Genomic DNA, 15,835 nt, shown 5'->3' on the forward strand with positions numbered 1-15,835 from the left:
CCGCGCTGGAGCGCTGTGGGAGGAACGATTGATGCAGGATGCACCCCCCACCGTCGAAACCCCATGGCCGGTCGCACTGCTTGCGAACAAGATCCGCGGGTACATCGAACGGCTCGGCACCGCCTGGGTCGAGGGCGAAATCACCCAGTGGGGCGTCAGCGGCGGAAACGTCTACGGCAAGCTCAAGGACCTCACCGAGGACGCCACCGTCGGCTTCACCGTCTGGTCGTCCGTGAAGGCCAGGCTCACCGACGAGTTCAAGCAGGGCGACCGGGTGATCGCCCTCGTCAAACCGAACTACTGGATCAAGGGCGGCACGCTCACGATGCAGGTATTCGAGCTGCGCCATGTCGGCCTGGGCGACATGCTCGAGCGGCTCGAACGGCTGCGCAAGCAACTGGCCGGGGAGGGCCTGTTCGACGCCTCCCGCAAGGTGCCACTTCCCTTCCTCCCCCACTGCATCGGCCTGGTCACCGGCAAGGACTCCGACGCGGAGAAGGACGTGATCCGGAACGCCCAGCTGCGCTGGCCGGCCGTGAACTTCCGCATCGCCTACGCCGCGATGCAGGGCGACCGGATGGTGAACGAGGTGACCGCGGCCATCCAGGCCCTCGACGCCGACCCTGAGGTCGATGTCATCATCGTGGCCCGCGGCGGGGGCGACTTCCAGAACCTGCTCGGCTTCAGCGACGAGAAGGTGCTCCGAGCGGCCGCGGCCTGCGCGACGCCGCTGGTCAGCGCGATCGGCCACGAGGCCGACCGGCCGCTGCTCGACGACGTCGCAGACCTGCGCGCGTCGACGCCGACGGATGCCGCCAAGCGCGTGGTGCCCGATGTCTCCGACGAGCTCAACCGGGTGCAACAGTCCCGCGCCCGGATCAGCACCCGCCTGACGGGCATCATCGCCACCGAAATCGACCGGATCGGCCAGCTCCGTTCCCGCCCCGTGCTCAGTTCCCGGGAGTGGATCATCGACTCCCGCGCCGAGGACCTCACCCGCTACGTCGCCCGCGGCACCGAACTCGTCGACCGGGTGGTTGAGCGGGCAGGCGCGGCCATCGTCGACCTGCGCTCCCGGCTGCGCGCCCTGTCGCCCCAGGGCACGCTCGACCGTGGCTACGCCATCGTGCAGCTCCCCGACGGCCACGTTCTGCGCCGCCCCGACCAGGCCCCGGCCGCCACGAAACTCCTGATCACCCTCGCCGACGGCACAGTGCCGGCCACCGCCGACGACGGCACAGCCGACACCGCCGACCTGATCGCGTCGAAATAGAATGGATGCCATGACCTCGCCCGCAGACGACCTTTCCGCGCTGAGCTACGAACAGGCCAGGGACGAACTCGTGCGCGTGGTGAACGCCCTCGAACAGGGATCCTCGACCCTGGAGGAGTCGCTCGCGCTCTGGGAGCGCGGCGAAGCGCTGGCCCGTCGCTGCGAGGAGTGGCTGATCGGCGCGAAAGCGAGGCTGGACGCGGCGCGCGCCGGCCAGGCCGACTCCGCCGCATCCGCCGGATGAGCGCCGCCAAACGCGCACCCCGCGTCGTCGCCGAACTCGGCCGCCCGGAGACCGCCGAGGAAACCAGGAGCAGACTGGCCGAGAATTCCCGCACCTATCGGGCGCGGAAGACCGTGAACAACCTGGTGCTGTCGCTGCTGGTGACCGTCGGCGCAGTGATCGTGATCGTGCTGCTCGTGCCCCGCAGCGAAGCCCCGCTGGACCGACCGGTCGACTTCGCCACGGTGGCCGCGCAGGTGCAGACCGGGATAGACGAGCCGCTGCTGGTGCCGGATCTCCCCGCCGACTGGAGGGCCAACGCGGCGCAGTGGCGCCTCGGCGGCTCCGACAAGATCCCGTCCTGGTACATCGGCCTGCTCACCCCGGCCAACGAGTTCATCGCGCTCACCCAGGGTCTCGGCGCGAACCCGTCCTGGGTCGCCGCGCAGCTGGAGAACGCCCCGGCCACCGACACCGTCACCATCGACGACGTGACCTGGGACGTCTACCGCAACACGGCCCCGGAGAACGACCGCGGCAACTTCGACTACGCCCTCGTCACGGAGGCCGGAACGAGCGCCTACCTGCTCGTCGGAACGGCCCCTGAGGCCGAATTCGCCGAGCTCGCGGGGGTACTGGCCGGACAGATCAGCGCCAACACCAACACCAACACCAACGGAGGACAGTGATGACCGGGAACGACGACAGCGCATCCACGCCGGCGAGGGTCTGGAACGAGCTCCAGCGCGGTAACGAGCGATTCGTGAACGGCGAGCCGAGGCATCCGCGACAGGACGTGGACCGCCGGGCCGAGATCGCGTTCGTGCAGACCCCCGACGCGGCGCTCTTCGGTTGCAGCGACTCGCGCCTGGCCGCGGAGATCATCTTCGACAAGGGACTCGGCGACCTGTTCGTGGTGCGCAACGCCGGCCAGGTCGTCTCGGATTCCGTTCTCGGCTCGCTCGAGTACGCCGTGGCGGTGCTGCGGGTGCCGCTCATCCTCGTGCTCGGCCACGACGGCTGCGGCGCCGTGCGCGCCGCCATCGACTCCCAGGCGCCGGACGCCCAGCCGTTGCCCGTGCACATCGCGAAGATCATCGAGAAGATCGTGCCGGCGGTGCGCCGGGTGAGCGGGGCACCGGATGCGGCGCCGATCGACCCGAACACCGTCGACGCCATTGCCGTCGGCCGGGAACACCTGCGCGACACGGTCGCCGAGCTCCTCGAGCGTTCGGAGATGATCAGCACCGCCGTCGCAGAAGGTACATTGGCTATCGTCGGGGCGAACTACCGGCTGCTCGAGGGCCGGGCCGTGCCCGACATCGTCGTCGGCGTGGTCTGATCCGGTCGATCCAGCCGCGCGTGGCTGCGCCGCGACCAGTTTTCCCAGCTCCCCGTCTCACAATCGAAAGGTAATACACACCGTGGTGGACAAGACCGTTGAAGCCGGCTTCCGGATCGAACACGACACGATGGGCGAGGTGTGGGTTCCCGCGACCGCTCTCTACGGCGCCCAGACCCAGCGCGCCGTCGAGAACTTCCCGATCTCGGGCTCCGTGCTGGAACCCGCGCAGATCGCCGCCCTCGCCCGGATCAAGAAGTCCGCCGCCCTGGCCAACGCCCGTCTCGGGGTGCTCGACGAGGAAATCGCCAACGCGATCGCCGCCGCCGCCGACGAGGTCATCACCGGCCGGTACGACGACGAGTTCCCGATCGACGTGTACCAGACCGGCAGCGGCACGTCGTCGAACATGAACATGAACGAGGTGCTCGCCACCCTCGCCACGCGCAGCCTGGGTCGCCCGGTGCACCCCAACGACCACGTGAACGCGTCCCAGTCCTCCAACGATGTCTTCCCCACCTCGGTGCACATCGCGGTGACCAGCGCCCTGATCGACGACCTCATTCCGTCGCTCGACCACCTCGCCGTCGCCCTCGAGGAGAAGGCCGTGCTCTGGGCCGGCGCCGTGAAGGCCGGTCGCACCCACCTGATGGACGCCACCCCCGTCACCCTCGGCCAGGAGTTCGGCGGCTACGCACGTCAGATGAGACTCGGCATCGAGCGCGTCCGCACCGCGCTCCCCCGCGTCGCCGAGGTTCCGCTCGGCGGAACCGCGGTCGGCACCGGCATCAACACGCCGGCCGGGTTCCCGCAGCTCGTGATCGAGCTGCTCGTCGAAGAGACCGAGCTGCCCGTGACCGAGGCCCGCGACCATTTCGAGGCCCAGGCGAACCGTGACGGCCTGGTCGACGCATCCGGAGCCCTCCGCACCATCGCGGTCAGCCTCACCAAGGTCTGCAACGACCTGCGCTGGATGGGCTCCGGGCCGAACACGGGCATCGGCGAGCTGCAGATCCCCGACCTGCAGCCCGGCTCCTCGATCATGCCGGGCAAGGTGAACCCGGTCATCCCCGAAGCCGTGCTCATGGTCTGCTCGCGGGTGATCGGCAACGACGCCACCATCGCGTGGTCCGGCGCGTCCGGTTCCTTCGAGCTCAACGTGGCCATCCCCGTGATGGGCACGGCGCTGCTCGAGTCGATCCGCCTGCTCTCCAACGCGACCCGCGTGCTCGCCGACAAGACCATCGACGGCCTCACCGCGAACCTCGAGCGCGCCCGCGCCCTGGCCGAGTCGTCTCCCGCGATCGTCACCCCGCTGAACCGGGTGATCGGCTACGAGGCCGCGGCGAAGGTCGCCAAGCACTCGGTGGCGCAGGGTATGACGGTGCGCGAGTCGGTCATCGACCTCGGCTTCGTCGACCGCGGCGAGGTCACCCTTGAGCAGCTCGACACCGCGCTCGACGTGCTCAGCATGACCCGCCCGCCGCAGGCCAGGTAGCCGCCCTACTGTCAAATTCGACGGAGACTGTGGTCGAGCGCCCGGTGGTCGAGCCTGTCGAGACCTCGCATGGTTGCGGGGTCTCGACAGGCTCGACCACCGAGACCGGCTAGGCGGGGTCGTTGCCCTCGAGCATTTCGGTGACGAGCGCGGCGATCGCGCTGCGCTCCGAACGGGTGAGCGTCATGTGCGCGAAGAGCGGATGCCCCTTCAACGTCTCGATCACGGAGGCCACCCCGTCGAAGNGCGAAGAGCGGATGCCCCTTCAACGTCTCGATCACGGAGGCCACCCCGTCGAAGCGGCCGACCCGGAGGTTGTCCCGCTGGGCGACGTCGTGGGTGAGCACGACGCGGGAGTTCTGCCCGATCCGGCTGAGCACCGTGAGCAGCACGTTCCGCTCGAGTGACTGCGCCTCGTCCACGATGACGAACGCGTCGTGCAACGAGCGGCCGCGGATGTGCGTGAGCGGCAGCACCTCGAGGATGCCGCGGTCGAGGACCTCCTCGAGCACATTCTGCGAGACGATGGCCCCGAGCGTGTCGAAGACCGCCTGGGCCCACGGGCTCATCTTCTCGTTCGCGTCACCGGGAAGGTAGCCCAGTTCCTGCCCGCCGACCGCGTAGAGCGGTCGAAAGACCATGATCTTGCGGTGCTGCTGGCGCTCCAGCACGGCCTCGAGGCCGGCGCACAGGGCGAGCGCCGACTTCCCCGTACCGGCTCGCCCCCCGAGCGACAGGATGCCGATTTCCGGGTCGAGCAGCAGGTCGATGGCCAGGCGCTGCTCGGCCGAACGGCCCTTCAGCCCGAAGACGTCCCGGTCGCCGCGCACGAGCTTCATCTCGCCCTTGCCGGTGACCCGGCCGAGGGCGGAGCCGCGGTCGGAGTGGATGACCAGGCCAGTGTTGACGGGCATGTCCTGCACGAGCCGGGTGTGCATGACCTCGTTCTCGTAGAGCTCGTTGATCTGGTTGGAGCCGAGGGTGATCTCGTCCATGCCCGTCCAGCCGGAGTCGACCGCGAGTTCGTGCCGGTACTCGTCGGCGAGGAGACCGATCGATGCCGCCTTGACTCGCAGCGGGAGGTCCTTGGAGACGACGGTCACGTTGAGTCCGTCGTTGGCGAGGTTCATCGCCACGGCCAGGATGCGCGAGTCGTTGTCGCCGAGCTGCAGACCGGACGGGAGCACCGACATGTTGGAATGGTTCAGTTCCACCCGCAGGCTGCCGCCCTCGCCGACCGGGATCGGGAAGTCGAGCCGTTCGTGCTTGACCCGCAACTCGTCGAGGAGCCGCAGGGCCTGGCGGGCGAAGTACCCGATCTCCGGGTCGTTGCGCTTGGACTCGAGTTCCGCGATCACGACGACGGGAAGCACGACCGCGTGCTCCGCGAAGCGGAAGATCGCCTTGGGATCGGACAGGAGAACTGAGGTGTCAAGCACGTAGGTGCACTCGGCTTGGTCGGCCCCGTTGACGCTTCGGTGCGAACCTTTTTGGTCGATCTGATTAGCGGTCACAACCACTCCCACCCCGGCCTCGAAAGGCGCGGATTGTGTTTGCGAGCTGGCCACTAAGGTCTCGAGCCGTACTTATGTGGCCGTCTCGACCAGGCGCTATACCTGATGGATGTGACGCTACTTTCCGAACGCGTCCAGGGGAAGTCCGACACGCCCATCGATATGAGACGTTAATCAATCCGCCACCCGGCCGGCGGCGCCCCGCACGGGAACGCCGATCAGTAGATTGCCGCGGTGGCATACGACGTGAAGGCGCCGCGGAGCATGTCGACGGTGTCGACCGAGAGCACGGCATGGGCGCAGAGACGCACCGTGCCCGCCCGGGTGGTGGCCGTCAGCCCGTGGTTGTGCAGCGCCGCGGTCAGCACGGTCAGCTGGGCTTTGGGCGGTTCGAGCACGACGATGCCCGCACGTTCCCGCTCGTCGCGTGAGGACACCACCGGGATGGCGAACTCGTCGGCCAGGTCGATCAATTCCGACACGTTCATGGCGACCGCGGCCTCGATGCTGCCGATTCCGACCCTGGCGATGTCGTCGAGGGCGGCGGCGAACCGCGCCTGGGCGATCGCGTCACCATTGCTCACCCGGAATGCGTTGGCGCTCCGACTCGGCGGAAGCACCTCGTCCCACGGCTCCGCGGTGTCGGTGCCGGCGAAGCCGGAGAAGACGGGCACAAGGCGTTCCACCGCCCGGTCGCTCAGGGCGAGGAACCCGGTGCCCCAGCCTGCCCTGGTCCATTTCTGACCACCGGAGGCAACGACATCCGCCACCTCGTATGGAGCGTCGACGACCCCGAAGCCCTGGATGGCGTCGACGATGAGAAGGCGGTCTCCGATGACCTGGCGGATGCCGTCAAGGTCGGCCCGGTGGCCCGTGCGGGAGTCGACCAGACAGACCGCGACCGCGACGGTGGCGGGGGTGAGCTGCTCCCTGATCTCGCCGGGCGTGACCCTGCCGTGCTCGGTCGCCAGCCAGAGCGGCTCGACCACCCGCAGGGCCTCGGCCGCCCGGACGGCCGCGAACGGAACGGTGGGGAAGTCGTTCGGCGACAGGAGGACCGCCCCGGTCAGGCCGAACATGGCCTGCATGATCCCGGTGCTCGTGTTGGGCTCGCAGACCACCTGGTCGGCGCGGAAGCCCGTGGCGTGCGCGACCGCGGTGCGCAGCCGGTCGTCCTGCTCCCGCAGGTGGTCGAGGCTGCCGTAGCGGGCGCGGGAGAGCACCTCGGTCTGGCCGAGGGTCTCGGCGACGACGGCTGCGGACATCGGCCCGACCCGGGCATAGTCGAGGTAGCCGGGCTCCTCGAGGAAGCCCTCCGCGAAACGGTGGATGGCGCCCATCGGTCTCCTACCCGCCGAATCGGCGCTGGCGTTTGGCGAAGTCGCGGAGGGCGCGCAGGAAGTCCACCTGGCGGAGATCCGGCCCGAGGGCCTCGACGAAGTAGAACTCGCTGTGTGCGCTCTGCCAGAGCATGAAGTCACTGATCCGCTGCTCCCCGGAGGTGCGGATGACCAGGTCGGGGTCAGGCTGGCCGCCGGTGTACAGGTGCGCGCCGATCAGGTCGGGGGTGAGCGTCTCGGCAAGGTCGGCGAGCGTGCCGCCGTTCTCGAGGTGCGCGCCCACGATGCTGCGCATCGCGTCGGTGATCTCCGTGCGGCCGCCGTAGCCGACGGCGAGATTGATGTGCAGGCCCTTCTTCCGGGCGGTCCGCGCCTCCGCGGCGTTGAGCGCCGCAACGAGGGCGTCGGGCAGTCCGGCCTTGGATCCGACCTGCTGCACCCGCCAGTCCCGGTAGCGGGAGAGCTCTTCGGCGAGTTTGGCAATGATCTTGGTCAGTTCGGAGAGTTCTTCGCTCCCCCGGTTGGTCAGGTTGTCCGAGGAGAGCAGGTAGAGAGTGACCACCGAGATGCCCAGGTCGTCGCACCACTTGAGGAACTCACGCATCTTGGCGGCCCCGGCCCGGTGCCCGTGGGCGGCCGAATCGAAGCCGAGCTGCCGGGCCCAGCGCCGATTCCCGTCGATGATCATGGCCACGTGGTCCGGCAGCACATCAGGCGTCAGCCCGCGACGAAGGCGACGCTGGTACACCCCGTAAAGGATGCCGCGCGCCCAGGGAACCTGCCGCTTCTGCACACGTTCACGGTAGCCCAGATTGGAGCTCGCGTGCCGCACCGGGCATGAGCCCTGTCGTATTCTGGCTGCATGGCCAACGAGGACGACATCCCCAACCTGCCGCTGCTGGAGAAGGACACTCCGCACACGGATGACGCCAAACCAACCTGGCGGGGCTGGATCCACGCCGGCACGTTCCCGGTCACGATCGTGGCGGGAATCATCCTGCTCGTGCTCGCCGACGGAGACGCGGCGAAGTGGAGCTCGTTCGTCTTCGTGCTGAGCTCGATGCTCCTCTTCGGCAACTCGGCTCTGTACCACCGGTTCAGCTGGAAGCCGATGACCCGGCTCGTGCTCAAGCGCATCGATCACGCCAACATCTTCCTGCTGATCGCCGGCTCGTACACGCCGATCGCGGTGCTGGCGCTGCCGCCGGCCAAGTCGATCCTGCTGTTGTCGCTGGTCTGGGGCGGCGCGATCCTGGGGATCGCCTTCCGCGTGTTCTGGATCCACGCGCCGCGCTGGCTGTACGTTCCGCTCTACCTGGCCCTCGGCTGGGGCGCGCTCATGTTCATCGTCGACTTCTTCCAGGCGAACGCGGCGATGATGACCCTGATCATGATCGGCGGCCTGTGCTACTCGGTCGGGGCCGTGGTCTACGGGCTGAAGAGGCCCAACCCGGTGCCGGGTGTGTTCGGGTTCCACGAGATCTTCCACAGCCTGACCGTGGTGGCGTTCCTCTGCCACGGGGTCGCGATCCTGATCATCGCCACCCACCCGCTCTACCCCTGACGGGGCGGCGTCTACTGACCGGACGTCTACTGACCTGGCGTTGGCTGACCTGGCGTTGGCTGACCTGGCGTTGGCTGACCGGGCGTTGCCCGGTGCTCGGCGTCGCCCGTCGCGGCGGCCTCGTTCGCGGCGATCTCGGCGGCGAGGCGTTCCTTGATCTGGGCCCGGTAGGTGTTGCGACGGACGCGACGGTTCAGGTCGAAGCCCAGCAGCACCACCATCGCGGCGACGAAGAAGATCGCCACGAAGCCGGCCGGCCCCGGCGTCACCGTGTCCGGGTCGAATTCGGGCGGCGGCGTGCTCGCGAGGACGAAACTCGCGATCGGCCCCGCGAGCAGGAGCGCGCTCATGAGTCGTCCCGTACGCCGGCGAAGAGATCGGATTCGGGCATTTCGGTGTCAACTTTCGATTCGACGAGCTGGAAGTCTTCGTAGGGCCAGGCCTGGCGGATGAGGTCGTTGGGCCAGAAGAAGAAGCTGCTGCCCGGCGACACCTGGCTGGCGTGCGAACGGAGGGCCGCGTCCCTGGCCTCGAGGAAGTCGCCGACGGGAACGTGGGTCGTCGCCAGCTTCGGGTAGTTCTTCATCCATTCGCGTGCCTCGCCGAGCGGCTCCAGCAGCGGGGACTCCGGCTCGGTGACGCTGAGTTCGAGGAACATCGCGTCGACGCGTTCGAGGTTGAAGATCCGGTCGAAATAGAGCTTGTCGATCTGCCAGGGGGCTCCGGCATCCGGGTACCGGTCCGGGTCGGCCGCGGCCCGGTAGGCCTCCATCGACACGTCGTGGCAGCGGACGTGGTCAGGGTGCGGGTAGCCGCCGTTCTCGTCGTAGGTGATGAGCACATGCGGCCGGAACTCGCGGATGACCCGCACGACGGGTTCGGCGGAGACGTCGAGCGGGGTGGCGGCGAACGAGTTCGCCGGGACCCCGCCGTCGTCGTCCATACCGGAGTCCTCGTAGCCCAGCCAGCGGTGCTGCACGCCCAGGTGGTGCTGCGCGGCCTGCATCTCCAGCCGGCGGAGCCCGGCGAGGTCACGCTCGGCCATGGCGTGCCCGGCCATGGCGTCGTTGAGGATGCTGCCGCGCTCGCCCCCGGTGCAGCTGAGCACCATCACGTCGGCGCCGAGGCTCCGGTAGTAGGCGTAGGTAGCCGCGCCCTTACTCGACTCGTCGTCGGGGTGGGCGTGCACGGCCAAGAGTCGCAGTGTCATCAAACTCCTCAGAAATGCCAGATAACCTTGAGCTAAGACTAATCGCTAACAGTGAGTGTGGAGCCCCAGTGGCCGTGAGCAGCAACCTCGACACCCGGTACGGCCGCGCCCCGAATCGGCGCCTTCGTGACCGGCGACTGCTCCGGATCGGCGCCGGCACTCTCCTCACCGTGCTCGTGGTGTGGGTGGCCTGGATCGGGTTGGGCGGATCACAGCCGCTGCTCGAGACCCGGAACATCGGACACAGCATCATCGACGAACACAGCGTCAGCGTCACCTTCGAAGCGTCGATTCCGGTCGGCCGGGCGGCGAGTTGCGCGGTCGAGGCGCTGAACGCGGGGTTCACCGTCGTCGGCTGGAAGGTGATCGACCTGCCGCCGAGCGAGCGGTATTCACGGGCCTTCACCGAGGTTCTGCGTACGACCGAGCAGAGCAACACCGGATTGATTTACCGGTGCTGGCTGACCTAGACTGGTGACTTCGCCCTGACGTAAAACGTCGGGGCGTCCGTTGTATTGCCGCAGGCGTACTTGCGGGTCACACTCACGCACTACGCGCACGAGGAGGAGAACGCATGATTACCCCCACAACGGTCACCTGGCTGACGCAGGAAGCCTACGACCGCCTGGCCGCCGAGTTGGAGTCCCTGAGCACCGTCGGACGGGTCGAGATTGCCAAGAAGATCGAGTCCGCGCGTGAAGAGGGCGACCTCAAGGAGAACTCCGGATACCACGCCGCGAAGGACGAGCAGGGCAAAATGGAGGCGCGCATCCGCACCCTCGTCGTGCTGCTGCGCAACGCCGAGGTCGGCCACGCGCCGGAGAGCCAGGGCGTCGTCGAGCCGGGCACCGTCATCACCGCGACGATCGCGGGCGATGAGACGCGGTTCCTGATCGGCAGCCGCGAGATCGCCGGCGGCAGCGACCTCGACGTGTTCAGCGAGCAGAGCCCGCTCGGCTCCGCGATCCTCGGCCTGAAGGTCGGGGCGAAGACGTCGTACACCACGCCCGGCGGCAAGGACATCGCCGTCGAGATCGTTCTCGTCGAGACCTGGGCCGGCAACTAGCCAGGTCACTTTCGGGCCGGCGGGGGTCTCGACAGGCTCGACCACCGGGGCGGCCGGGTCTCGACAGGCTCGACCACCGGGGGGCTCGACCACCGGGGCGGCCGGGTCTCGACAGGCTCGACCACCGGGGGCCGGGTCTCGACACGCTCGACACCGGGGGCCGGGTCTCGACAGGCTCGACCACCGGGGCGGCGGGGTCTCGACACGCTCGACCACCGGGGGCCGGGTCTCGACAGGCTCGACCACCGGGGGCGGCTCGACCACCGGGGGTCGAGCCTGTCGAGACCGGACTAGTCGATCTGCGGGTCGTAACCGGCCGAGCGGAGTACGTCGACGACGTGCTGGCGGTGGTCCGGCCCTCTCGTCTCGACGCTCACGTTGAGCTCGACCTCGCTGATCTGCAGGCCCACCCCGTGCCGGGTGTGCAGCACCTCGATCACATTGGCGTGCGCCTCCGCGAGCAGCTCCGAGATGCGGGCCAGCTGGCCGGGGCGGTCGGGCAGCATGATCCGCAGGGTGAGGTAGCGGCCGGATGCCGCGAGGCCGTGGCTGATCACGCGCTGCATCAGCAGCGGGTCGATGTTGCCGCCGCTGAGGATCGCGACAACGGGCCCCGACGCGGCGATCTTCCCGGCGAGGATCGCGGCCACGGCGACCGCCCCGGCCGGTTCGACCACGAGCTTGGCGCGCTCCAGCAGCACGAGCAGCGCGCGGGCGGTGTCGTCCTCGGTGACCGTGACGACCTCGTCGACCACGTCGCGCACGATCTGGAAGTTGAGCAGCCCCGGCTTGGCCACCGCGATGCCGTCGGCGATCGTCGGCGAGATCACGATCTCGGTGGCCACCCCCGCCGCCAGGGACGGCGGATAGGCCGCCGCGTTCTCGGCCTGCACGCCGATCACCCGGATCGTGCGCCCCTCGCGGGCGGCCCGCTGCTTGAGCGCACTCGCGACGCCGGAGACCAGACCGCCGCCGCCGATGGGCACGATGACGGTGTCGAGATCGGGAACCTGGTCGAGGATTTCCAGGCCCAGCGTGCCCTGGCCGATGACGACATCCGGGTGGTCGAAAGGCGGGATCAGGATGGCGCCGGTCTCGAGGGCGTAGGCCGCGGCGGCCAGGAGCGGCTCGGCGACCGTGTTGCCGCGCAGGATGACGCGCGCCCCGTAGTCGCGGGTGGCCTGGAGCTTGGGCAGGGCAACGCCCACCGGCATGAAGATGGTGGCCTTGATGCCGAGCTCCCGGGCGGCGAACGCGACCCCCTGGGCGTGGTTGCCGGCGGAGGCGGCGACGACCCCGTGACTCTTCTCCTCATCGGTCAGCTGGGACAGCCGGTTGTACGCCCCGCGGATCTTGTAGGACCCGGTGCGCTGCAGGTTTTCGCACTTGAGGTGGACGGCCGAGCCGAGCAGCTCGCTGAGGTAGCGTGAACTCTCCATCGGGGTGACCCGGGCGACGGTTGCGACGACGGCGCGGGCGGCCTCGAAGTCGGCCAGGGTGGGGCCGACGAGGGAAACGTTAGTCATGGGCGGCACTCTCGTTCGGTCGGAAGCCGGGGCGGCGTTGAGGCACGGTCTGCCAGAGCGGTGAGTTGATGGCTGGCGCCGTGTCCGCGGGGACGGCCCGCCAGGTGCCGCGCTGGATGAAGTTGATCATGACGTTCAACACCGCCGCGATCGGCACGGCGAACAGAGCCCCCGGGATGCCGGCGAGCAGCGACCCCGCGGCGACGACGAGCACCACGCCGAGGGGGTGTACCTTGACGGCCGTGCCCATGATCAGGGGCTGGAGCACGTGGCCTTCGATCTGCTGCACGAGCAGCACGACGCCGAGCATGGCCAGGGCGATCGGCCAGGAGTTGAAGAGCAGGGCGATGACCACGGCCACCGCGCCGGTGGCGACGGCGCCGACGATGGGGATGAACGAGCCGAGGAAGACGAGCACCCCGATCGGCACCGCCAGCGGCACCCCGAGCAGCGCCGCCCCGACGCCGATGCCGACCGCGTCGATCGAAGCGACCAGGATCTGCACCTTGGCGAAGTTGCCCAGGGTCTCCCAGCCGGCCGCCCCGGCCCCGGCGACGGCGGCGCGGGCGCGCCGCGGGAAGATCCGCACGATCCAGGCCCAGATCCCGGCCCCGTCGATGAGGATGAACAGAAGACTGAACAGGGTGAGCAGCAGCCCGGTCAGCAGGTGCCCGAGCGAGGATCCCACCGACAGCGCCCCGCTGACGAAGACCTGGCTGTCGGCCTGGATCGCCGCCCAGGCCTGCTGCAGGTAGTCGTTGATCTGCGGTTCGGTCAGGTGCAGCGGCGAGGCGAGGAGCAGGTCTTTCAGCCCGTCGTAGGAGGCCGCGAGCCGTGTGCTCAGGCCGGTCGTGCCATCCGCGATCTGGGTGGCGGCCAGGGTGATCAGGCCGCCGAGCACGGCGAGGGTTCCGAGCAGGGAAAGCGCGACGGCGAGGCCCTTCGGCCAGTTGTGCCGGACGAGGAAGTTGACCAGCGGAACGAGGAGGGAGGAGACCAGCACGGCGACGAGCAGCGGGATGACGATGAGCCGGAGCTGCACGACGATGAAGAGGAAGAGGGCGATTGCCGCACCGATCGCGACGAGCCGCCACGACCACGCGCCGGCCAGGCGGATGCCGGCGGGGATGTTCACGTCGACCTCGTTCGGGATCGGTGCCTCGGCGCGCCGTTTGCGCCCGTTCAGCAGTGCGCCCCAGCCTGGCTTTCCCGTGGATTCAGTCACCGGATCATTCTAGGCAATCCCGCATTCGCCGCCGTGCATGCCCGCTACCGGGAAATCGTGACCGCTTCGACCGAAACCGGGGCGCCACAGAAGCGCAACCGCACGCTGTCGCCGGGTGCGGGCTGCACCCGCACAACGTGCTGCACCGACAACTCGGCGCCGTCGGCGAGCCGCACCCGGGTGCGGCGGAGCGAGCCGTGGAAGCTGGACGCGACGACGACTCCGGCGACCCCGTCGCCGGAGAATTCGAGGTCTTCGGGCCGCACCGCGACCAGCACGTCGCCGTCGGCCTGCGACGGGTCGACGAGCGGCAGCTTCGTGCCGTACAGTTCCGCGAAGCCGTGCCGCACAACCCCGGCCAGCTGGTTGCTCAGGCCGACGAAGTCGGCGATGAACGGCGACGACGGCCGGGAGTAGAGGTCCTCGGGCGTGCCGACCTGCTCGATCCCGCCGTCACGCATGACCGCGACCCGGTCGGCGACGGCGAGCGCCTCGTCCTGGTCGTGCGTCACGAACAGGGTGGTGATGCCCAGCTCGGTCTGGATCCGCCGGATCTCCTCGCGCAGCGTCACGCGCACCTTGGCGTCGAGGGCGGAGAGGGGCTCGTCGAGAAGGAGCACCCGCGGTTCGGTCACGAGGGCGCGGGCCAGCGCGACGCGTTGCTGCTGGCCGCCGGAGAGCTGGTGCGCGAACCGGTCGTAGTGGTCGTCGAGCCCGACGAGGGCAAGGGCGTCCCCGGCCCGGCGGCGGCGCGCGGCGGCGGCGACCCCACGCATCCGCAGGCCGAATTCGACGTTCTCCCCCGCGCTGAGGTGTGGGAACAGGGAGTAGGCCTGAAAGACCATGCCCATGTCGCGGCGGCTCGTCGGCAGCGTGGACACGTCGACACCGTCGATCAGGATGGTGCCGGCATCCGTCGATTCGAGGCCGGCGAGCGCCCGGAGCGCCGTCGTCTTGCCGCTGCCGCTCGGACCGAGCAGGGCCACGAACTCGCCCGCGTGCAGGGTGAGGTCGAATCCGGCCAGCGCCCGATGGCCGCCGAAGTGCTTGGCGACCCCGGAGAACTCGACCACCGCTCCGTGCCTCCTCGCCGGTGCGGGCGGGGCGGCGGCGCCCGCGCGGCCGGGTGCGGCGGCCGCGGTCTTCGCCGTCATCGCGGTGTTCCTGGTGTTCGTGGCGTTGGTGGTGTTCCGGGTCATGGCCGGCCTCCGATGGGGCGTCGTCGTCGCGGGCGGGTGCGTTCGGCGCCGAGGCGACCGATCAGAAGCAGCAGCAGGAACGCGAAGGTCAGGGCGAGCAGGGAGAGGATCACGGCCGTGTACGGGTCGGCCTTGCTGACCACGACGAGCGCGGTCTGCAGGTTCACCCGGCTGAGCAGGGACGCGATGGTGAACTCGCCGAGCACCACGGCGACCGCGATGAACGCGGCGGCCAGGATGCCGCGGCGGAGGTTGGGCACGAGCACCCGGACCAGCACGCTCCCCCAGCCGGCGCCGAGGGTGCGGGCGGCCTCGCTGAGGGTGCGCACGTCGACGCCGTCGAGGTTGGCCTGGATCGCCCGGTAGGCGTAGGGCAGCACGGTGATGCCGTAGGCGAACGCGAGGGTCCAGACGCCGCTCCCGGCGAGCCGGGAGAGCAGCGAGTAGACCGGGGCCAGCCCGACGACGAGCACGATCGCCGGGATGCTGATCGGCAGGATGCAGACGAACTCCATCACCCGTCGCAGCCGGGGAAAACGGATGTGCACCAGCAGCAGGGTGGGCACCAGCAGCAGCAGCACGATCAGCACGGTGCCCACGGCCAGGCCGACCGAATTTCCGAGGGCCACGAGCACCTGCCGGTACTGCCCGGTCAGGCCGCCCTGGGCCAGGGCGATCCAGCGGGAGGCGTCATGCCCGCCGCCGAGGCCCTTGCGCAGGGTGAACTCGACCATGGCCACGACGGGAATGAGGAAGAGCAGGCCGATCCCGCCCAGGATCACGGCCCGCGCGGTGCGCGACGGAGCGTGGGCGACGCCGCGCTGCCGGGCCGGGCCGGGCCGGGTGCGCCGGGCG

The 15,835-nt window shown here is 69.3% G+C and carries 16 protein-coding genes and 1 pseudogene; 8 read left to right on the top strand and 9 right to left on the bottom strand.

Features of this window, described 5'->3' with window-relative positions; all coding sequences use genetic code 11:
- Positions 1-31 precede the first annotated feature (31 nt).
- The 5 genes from xseA to E3T48_RS00625 all read left to right on the top strand — a co-directional run bounded on the left by xseA (position 32) and on the right by E3T48_RS00625 (position 4,336).
- Positions 32-1,273, top strand: a complete 1,242-nt coding sequence (gene xseA, locus E3T48_RS00605; RefSeq protein ID WP_134521955.1) for an exodeoxyribonuclease VII large subunit — start codon at positions 32-34, stop codon at positions 1,271-1,273.
- A 1-nt stretch (position 1,274) separates the two neighbouring features.
- Positions 1,275-1,517 carry an exodeoxyribonuclease VII small subunit gene (locus tag E3T48_RS00610; RefSeq protein WP_134521956.1) on the top strand — a complete coding sequence of 81 codons (243 nt, stop codon included), beginning with the start codon at positions 1,275-1,277 and terminating at the stop codon, positions 1,515-1,517.
- Positions 1,514-2,185, top strand: a complete 672-nt coding sequence (locus E3T48_RS00615) for a DUF4245 domain-containing protein (RefSeq protein WP_134521957.1) — start codon at positions 1,514-1,516, stop codon at positions 2,183-2,185. The genes E3T48_RS00610 and E3T48_RS00615 overlap by 4 nt, the downstream gene beginning before the upstream one ends.
- A complete protein-coding gene (locus tag E3T48_RS00620; RefSeq protein ID WP_134521958.1) occupies positions 2,185-2,838 on the top strand; it encodes a carbonic anhydrase in 654 nt (217 codons plus the stop codon). The genes E3T48_RS00615 and E3T48_RS00620 overlap by 1 nt, the downstream gene beginning before the upstream one ends.
- An 85-nt stretch (positions 2,839-2,923) precedes the next feature.
- Positions 2,924-4,336 carry a class II fumarate hydratase gene (locus E3T48_RS00625; protein ID WP_134521968.1) on the top strand — a complete coding sequence of 471 codons (1,413 nt, stop codon included), beginning with the start codon at positions 2,924-2,926 and terminating at the stop codon, positions 4,334-4,336.
- 109 nt (positions 4,337-4,445) lie between these two features.
- Here the strand turns inward: E3T48_RS00625 and E3T48_RS00630 are convergent.
- The 3 genes and pseudogenes from E3T48_RS00630 to E3T48_RS00640 form a co-directional block, all read right to left on the bottom strand.
- Positions 4,446-5,835: pseudogene (locus E3T48_RS00630) on the bottom strand (PhoH family protein).
- A 233-nt stretch (positions 5,836-6,068) separates the two neighbouring features.
- The gene (locus tag E3T48_RS00635; RefSeq protein WP_134521959.1) at positions 6,069-7,190 is read right to left on the bottom strand and encodes an aminotransferase class V-fold PLP-dependent enzyme; all 1,122 of its coding nucleotides are present in this window, start codon (positions 7,188-7,190) and stop codon (positions 6,069-6,071) included.
- Between the two features lie 7 nt (positions 7,191-7,197).
- Positions 7,198-7,983 carry an isoprenyl transferase gene (locus E3T48_RS00640; protein WP_134521960.1) on the bottom strand — a complete coding sequence of 262 codons (786 nt, stop codon included), beginning with the start codon at positions 7,981-7,983 and terminating at the stop codon, positions 7,198-7,200.
- 69 nt (positions 7,984-8,052) lie between these two features.
- Here E3T48_RS00640 and trhA point away from each other — a divergent pair, with 69 nt between their 5' ends.
- Positions 8,053-8,754 carry a PAQR family membrane homeostasis protein TrhA gene (trhA, locus tag E3T48_RS00645; RefSeq protein WP_134521961.1) on the top strand — a complete coding sequence of 234 codons (702 nt, stop codon included), beginning with the start codon at positions 8,053-8,055 and terminating at the stop codon, positions 8,752-8,754.
- A gap of 26 nt (positions 8,755-8,780) precedes the next feature.
- Here trhA and E3T48_RS16940 read toward each other — a convergent pair whose 3' ends face one another.
- Together E3T48_RS16940 and mca are read right to left on the bottom strand one after the other, a co-directional pair.
- The gene (locus E3T48_RS16940) at positions 8,781-9,104 is read right to left on the bottom strand and encodes a hypothetical protein (protein WP_174844113.1); all 324 of its coding nucleotides are present in this window, start codon (positions 9,102-9,104) and stop codon (positions 8,781-8,783) included.
- Positions 9,101-9,964: a mycothiol conjugate amidase Mca gene (gene mca / locus E3T48_RS00655; RefSeq protein ID WP_174844114.1), complete on the bottom strand. Its 864-nt coding sequence runs from the start codon at positions 9,962-9,964 to the stop codon at positions 9,101-9,103. The genes E3T48_RS16940 and mca overlap by 4 nt, the downstream gene beginning before the upstream one ends.
- Before the next feature lie 74 nt (positions 9,965-10,038).
- Between mca and E3T48_RS00660 the strand changes: the two genes are divergently transcribed.
- Both E3T48_RS00660 and greA read left to right on the top strand, forming a co-directional pair.
- Complete coding sequence (locus E3T48_RS00660) at positions 10,039-10,434, top strand: DUF4307 domain-containing protein (RefSeq protein WP_166789580.1); 396 nt, start codon at positions 10,039-10,041, stop codon at positions 10,432-10,434.
- A 104-nt stretch (positions 10,435-10,538) separates the two neighbouring features.
- Positions 10,539-11,030 carry a transcription elongation factor GreA gene (gene greA, locus E3T48_RS00665; protein WP_134521963.1) on the top strand — a complete coding sequence of 164 codons (492 nt, stop codon included), beginning with the start codon at positions 10,539-10,541 and terminating at the stop codon, positions 11,028-11,030.
- Positions 11,031-11,320: 290 nt separating this feature from the next.
- On the opposite strand, the gene ilvA is transcribed toward greA, so the two are convergent.
- The 4 genes from ilvA to E3T48_RS00690 form a co-directional block, all read right to left on the bottom strand.
- Positions 11,321-12,556 (bottom strand): threonine ammonia-lyase, encoded by a 1,236-nt coding sequence (ilvA, locus tag E3T48_RS00675; RefSeq protein ID WP_134521964.1) that lies wholly within the window; start codon positions 12,554-12,556, stop codon positions 11,321-11,323.
- Positions 12,549-13,781: an AI-2E family transporter gene (locus E3T48_RS00680; RefSeq protein ID WP_134521965.1), complete on the bottom strand. Its 1,233-nt coding sequence runs from the start codon at positions 13,779-13,781 to the stop codon at positions 12,549-12,551. The genes ilvA and E3T48_RS00680 overlap by 8 nt, the downstream gene beginning before the upstream one ends.
- A 44-nt stretch (positions 13,782-13,825) precedes the next feature.
- Positions 13,826-14,935, bottom strand: coding sequence for an ABC transporter ATP-binding protein (locus tag E3T48_RS00685; protein ID WP_134521970.1), 1,110 nt, complete (start codon positions 14,933-14,935; stop codon positions 13,826-13,828).
- A gap of 41 nt (positions 14,936-14,976) precedes the next feature.
- Positions 14,977-15,835 (bottom strand): ABC transporter permease subunit (locus tag E3T48_RS00690; RefSeq protein WP_420898337.1); only part of this gene is annotated, 859 nt, incomplete at its 5' end.

The organism is Cryobacterium fucosi, assembly GCF_004403515.1.
Classification (GTDB): domain Bacteria; phylum Actinomycetota; class Actinomycetes; order Actinomycetales; family Microbacteriaceae; genus Cryobacterium; species Cryobacterium fucosi.

What these genes read in the sequence shown, in the direction of transcription:
- E3T48_RS00685 (WP_134521970.1), bottom strand. Translation starts at nt 14,935, where the DNA reads ATGACGGCGAAGACCGCGGCCGCCGCACCCGGCCGCGCGGGCGCCGCC.
- trhA (WP_134521961.1), top strand. Translation starts at nt 8,053, where the DNA reads ATGGCCAACGAGGACGACATCCCCAACCTGCCGCTGCTGGAGAAGGAC.
- E3T48_RS00615 (WP_134521957.1), top strand. Translation starts at nt 1,514, where the DNA reads ATGAGCGCCGCCAAACGCGCACCCCGCGTCGTCGCCGAACTCGGCCGC.
- ilvA (WP_134521964.1), bottom strand. Translation starts at nt 12,556, where the DNA reads ATGACTAACGTTTCCCTCGTCGGCCCCACCCTGGCCGACTTCGAGGCC.
- E3T48_RS16940 (WP_174844113.1), bottom strand. Translation starts at nt 9,104, where the DNA reads ATGAGCGCGCTCCTGCTCGCGGGGCCGATCGCGAGTTTCGTCCTCGCG.
- greA (WP_134521963.1), top strand. Translation starts at nt 10,539, where the DNA reads ATGATTACCCCCACAACGGTCACCTGGCTGACGCAGGAAGCCTACGAC.
- E3T48_RS00610 (WP_134521956.1), top strand. Translation starts at nt 1,275, where the DNA reads ATGGATGCCATGACCTCGCCCGCAGACGACCTTTCCGCGCTGAGCTAC.
- E3T48_RS00635 (WP_134521959.1), bottom strand. Translation starts at nt 7,190, where the DNA reads ATGGGCGCCATCCACCGTTTCGCGGAGGGCTTCCTCGAGGAGCCCGGC.
- mca (WP_174844114.1), bottom strand. Translation starts at nt 9,964, where the DNA reads ATGACACTGCGACTCTTGGCCGTGCACGCCCACCCCGACGACGAGTCG.
- xseA (WP_134521955.1), top strand. Translation starts at nt 32, where the DNA reads ATGCAGGATGCACCCCCCACCGTCGAAACCCCATGGCCGGTCGCACTG.
- E3T48_RS00620 (WP_134521958.1), top strand. Translation starts at nt 2,185, where the DNA reads ATGACCGGGAACGACGACAGCGCATCCACGCCGGCGAGGGTCTGGAAC.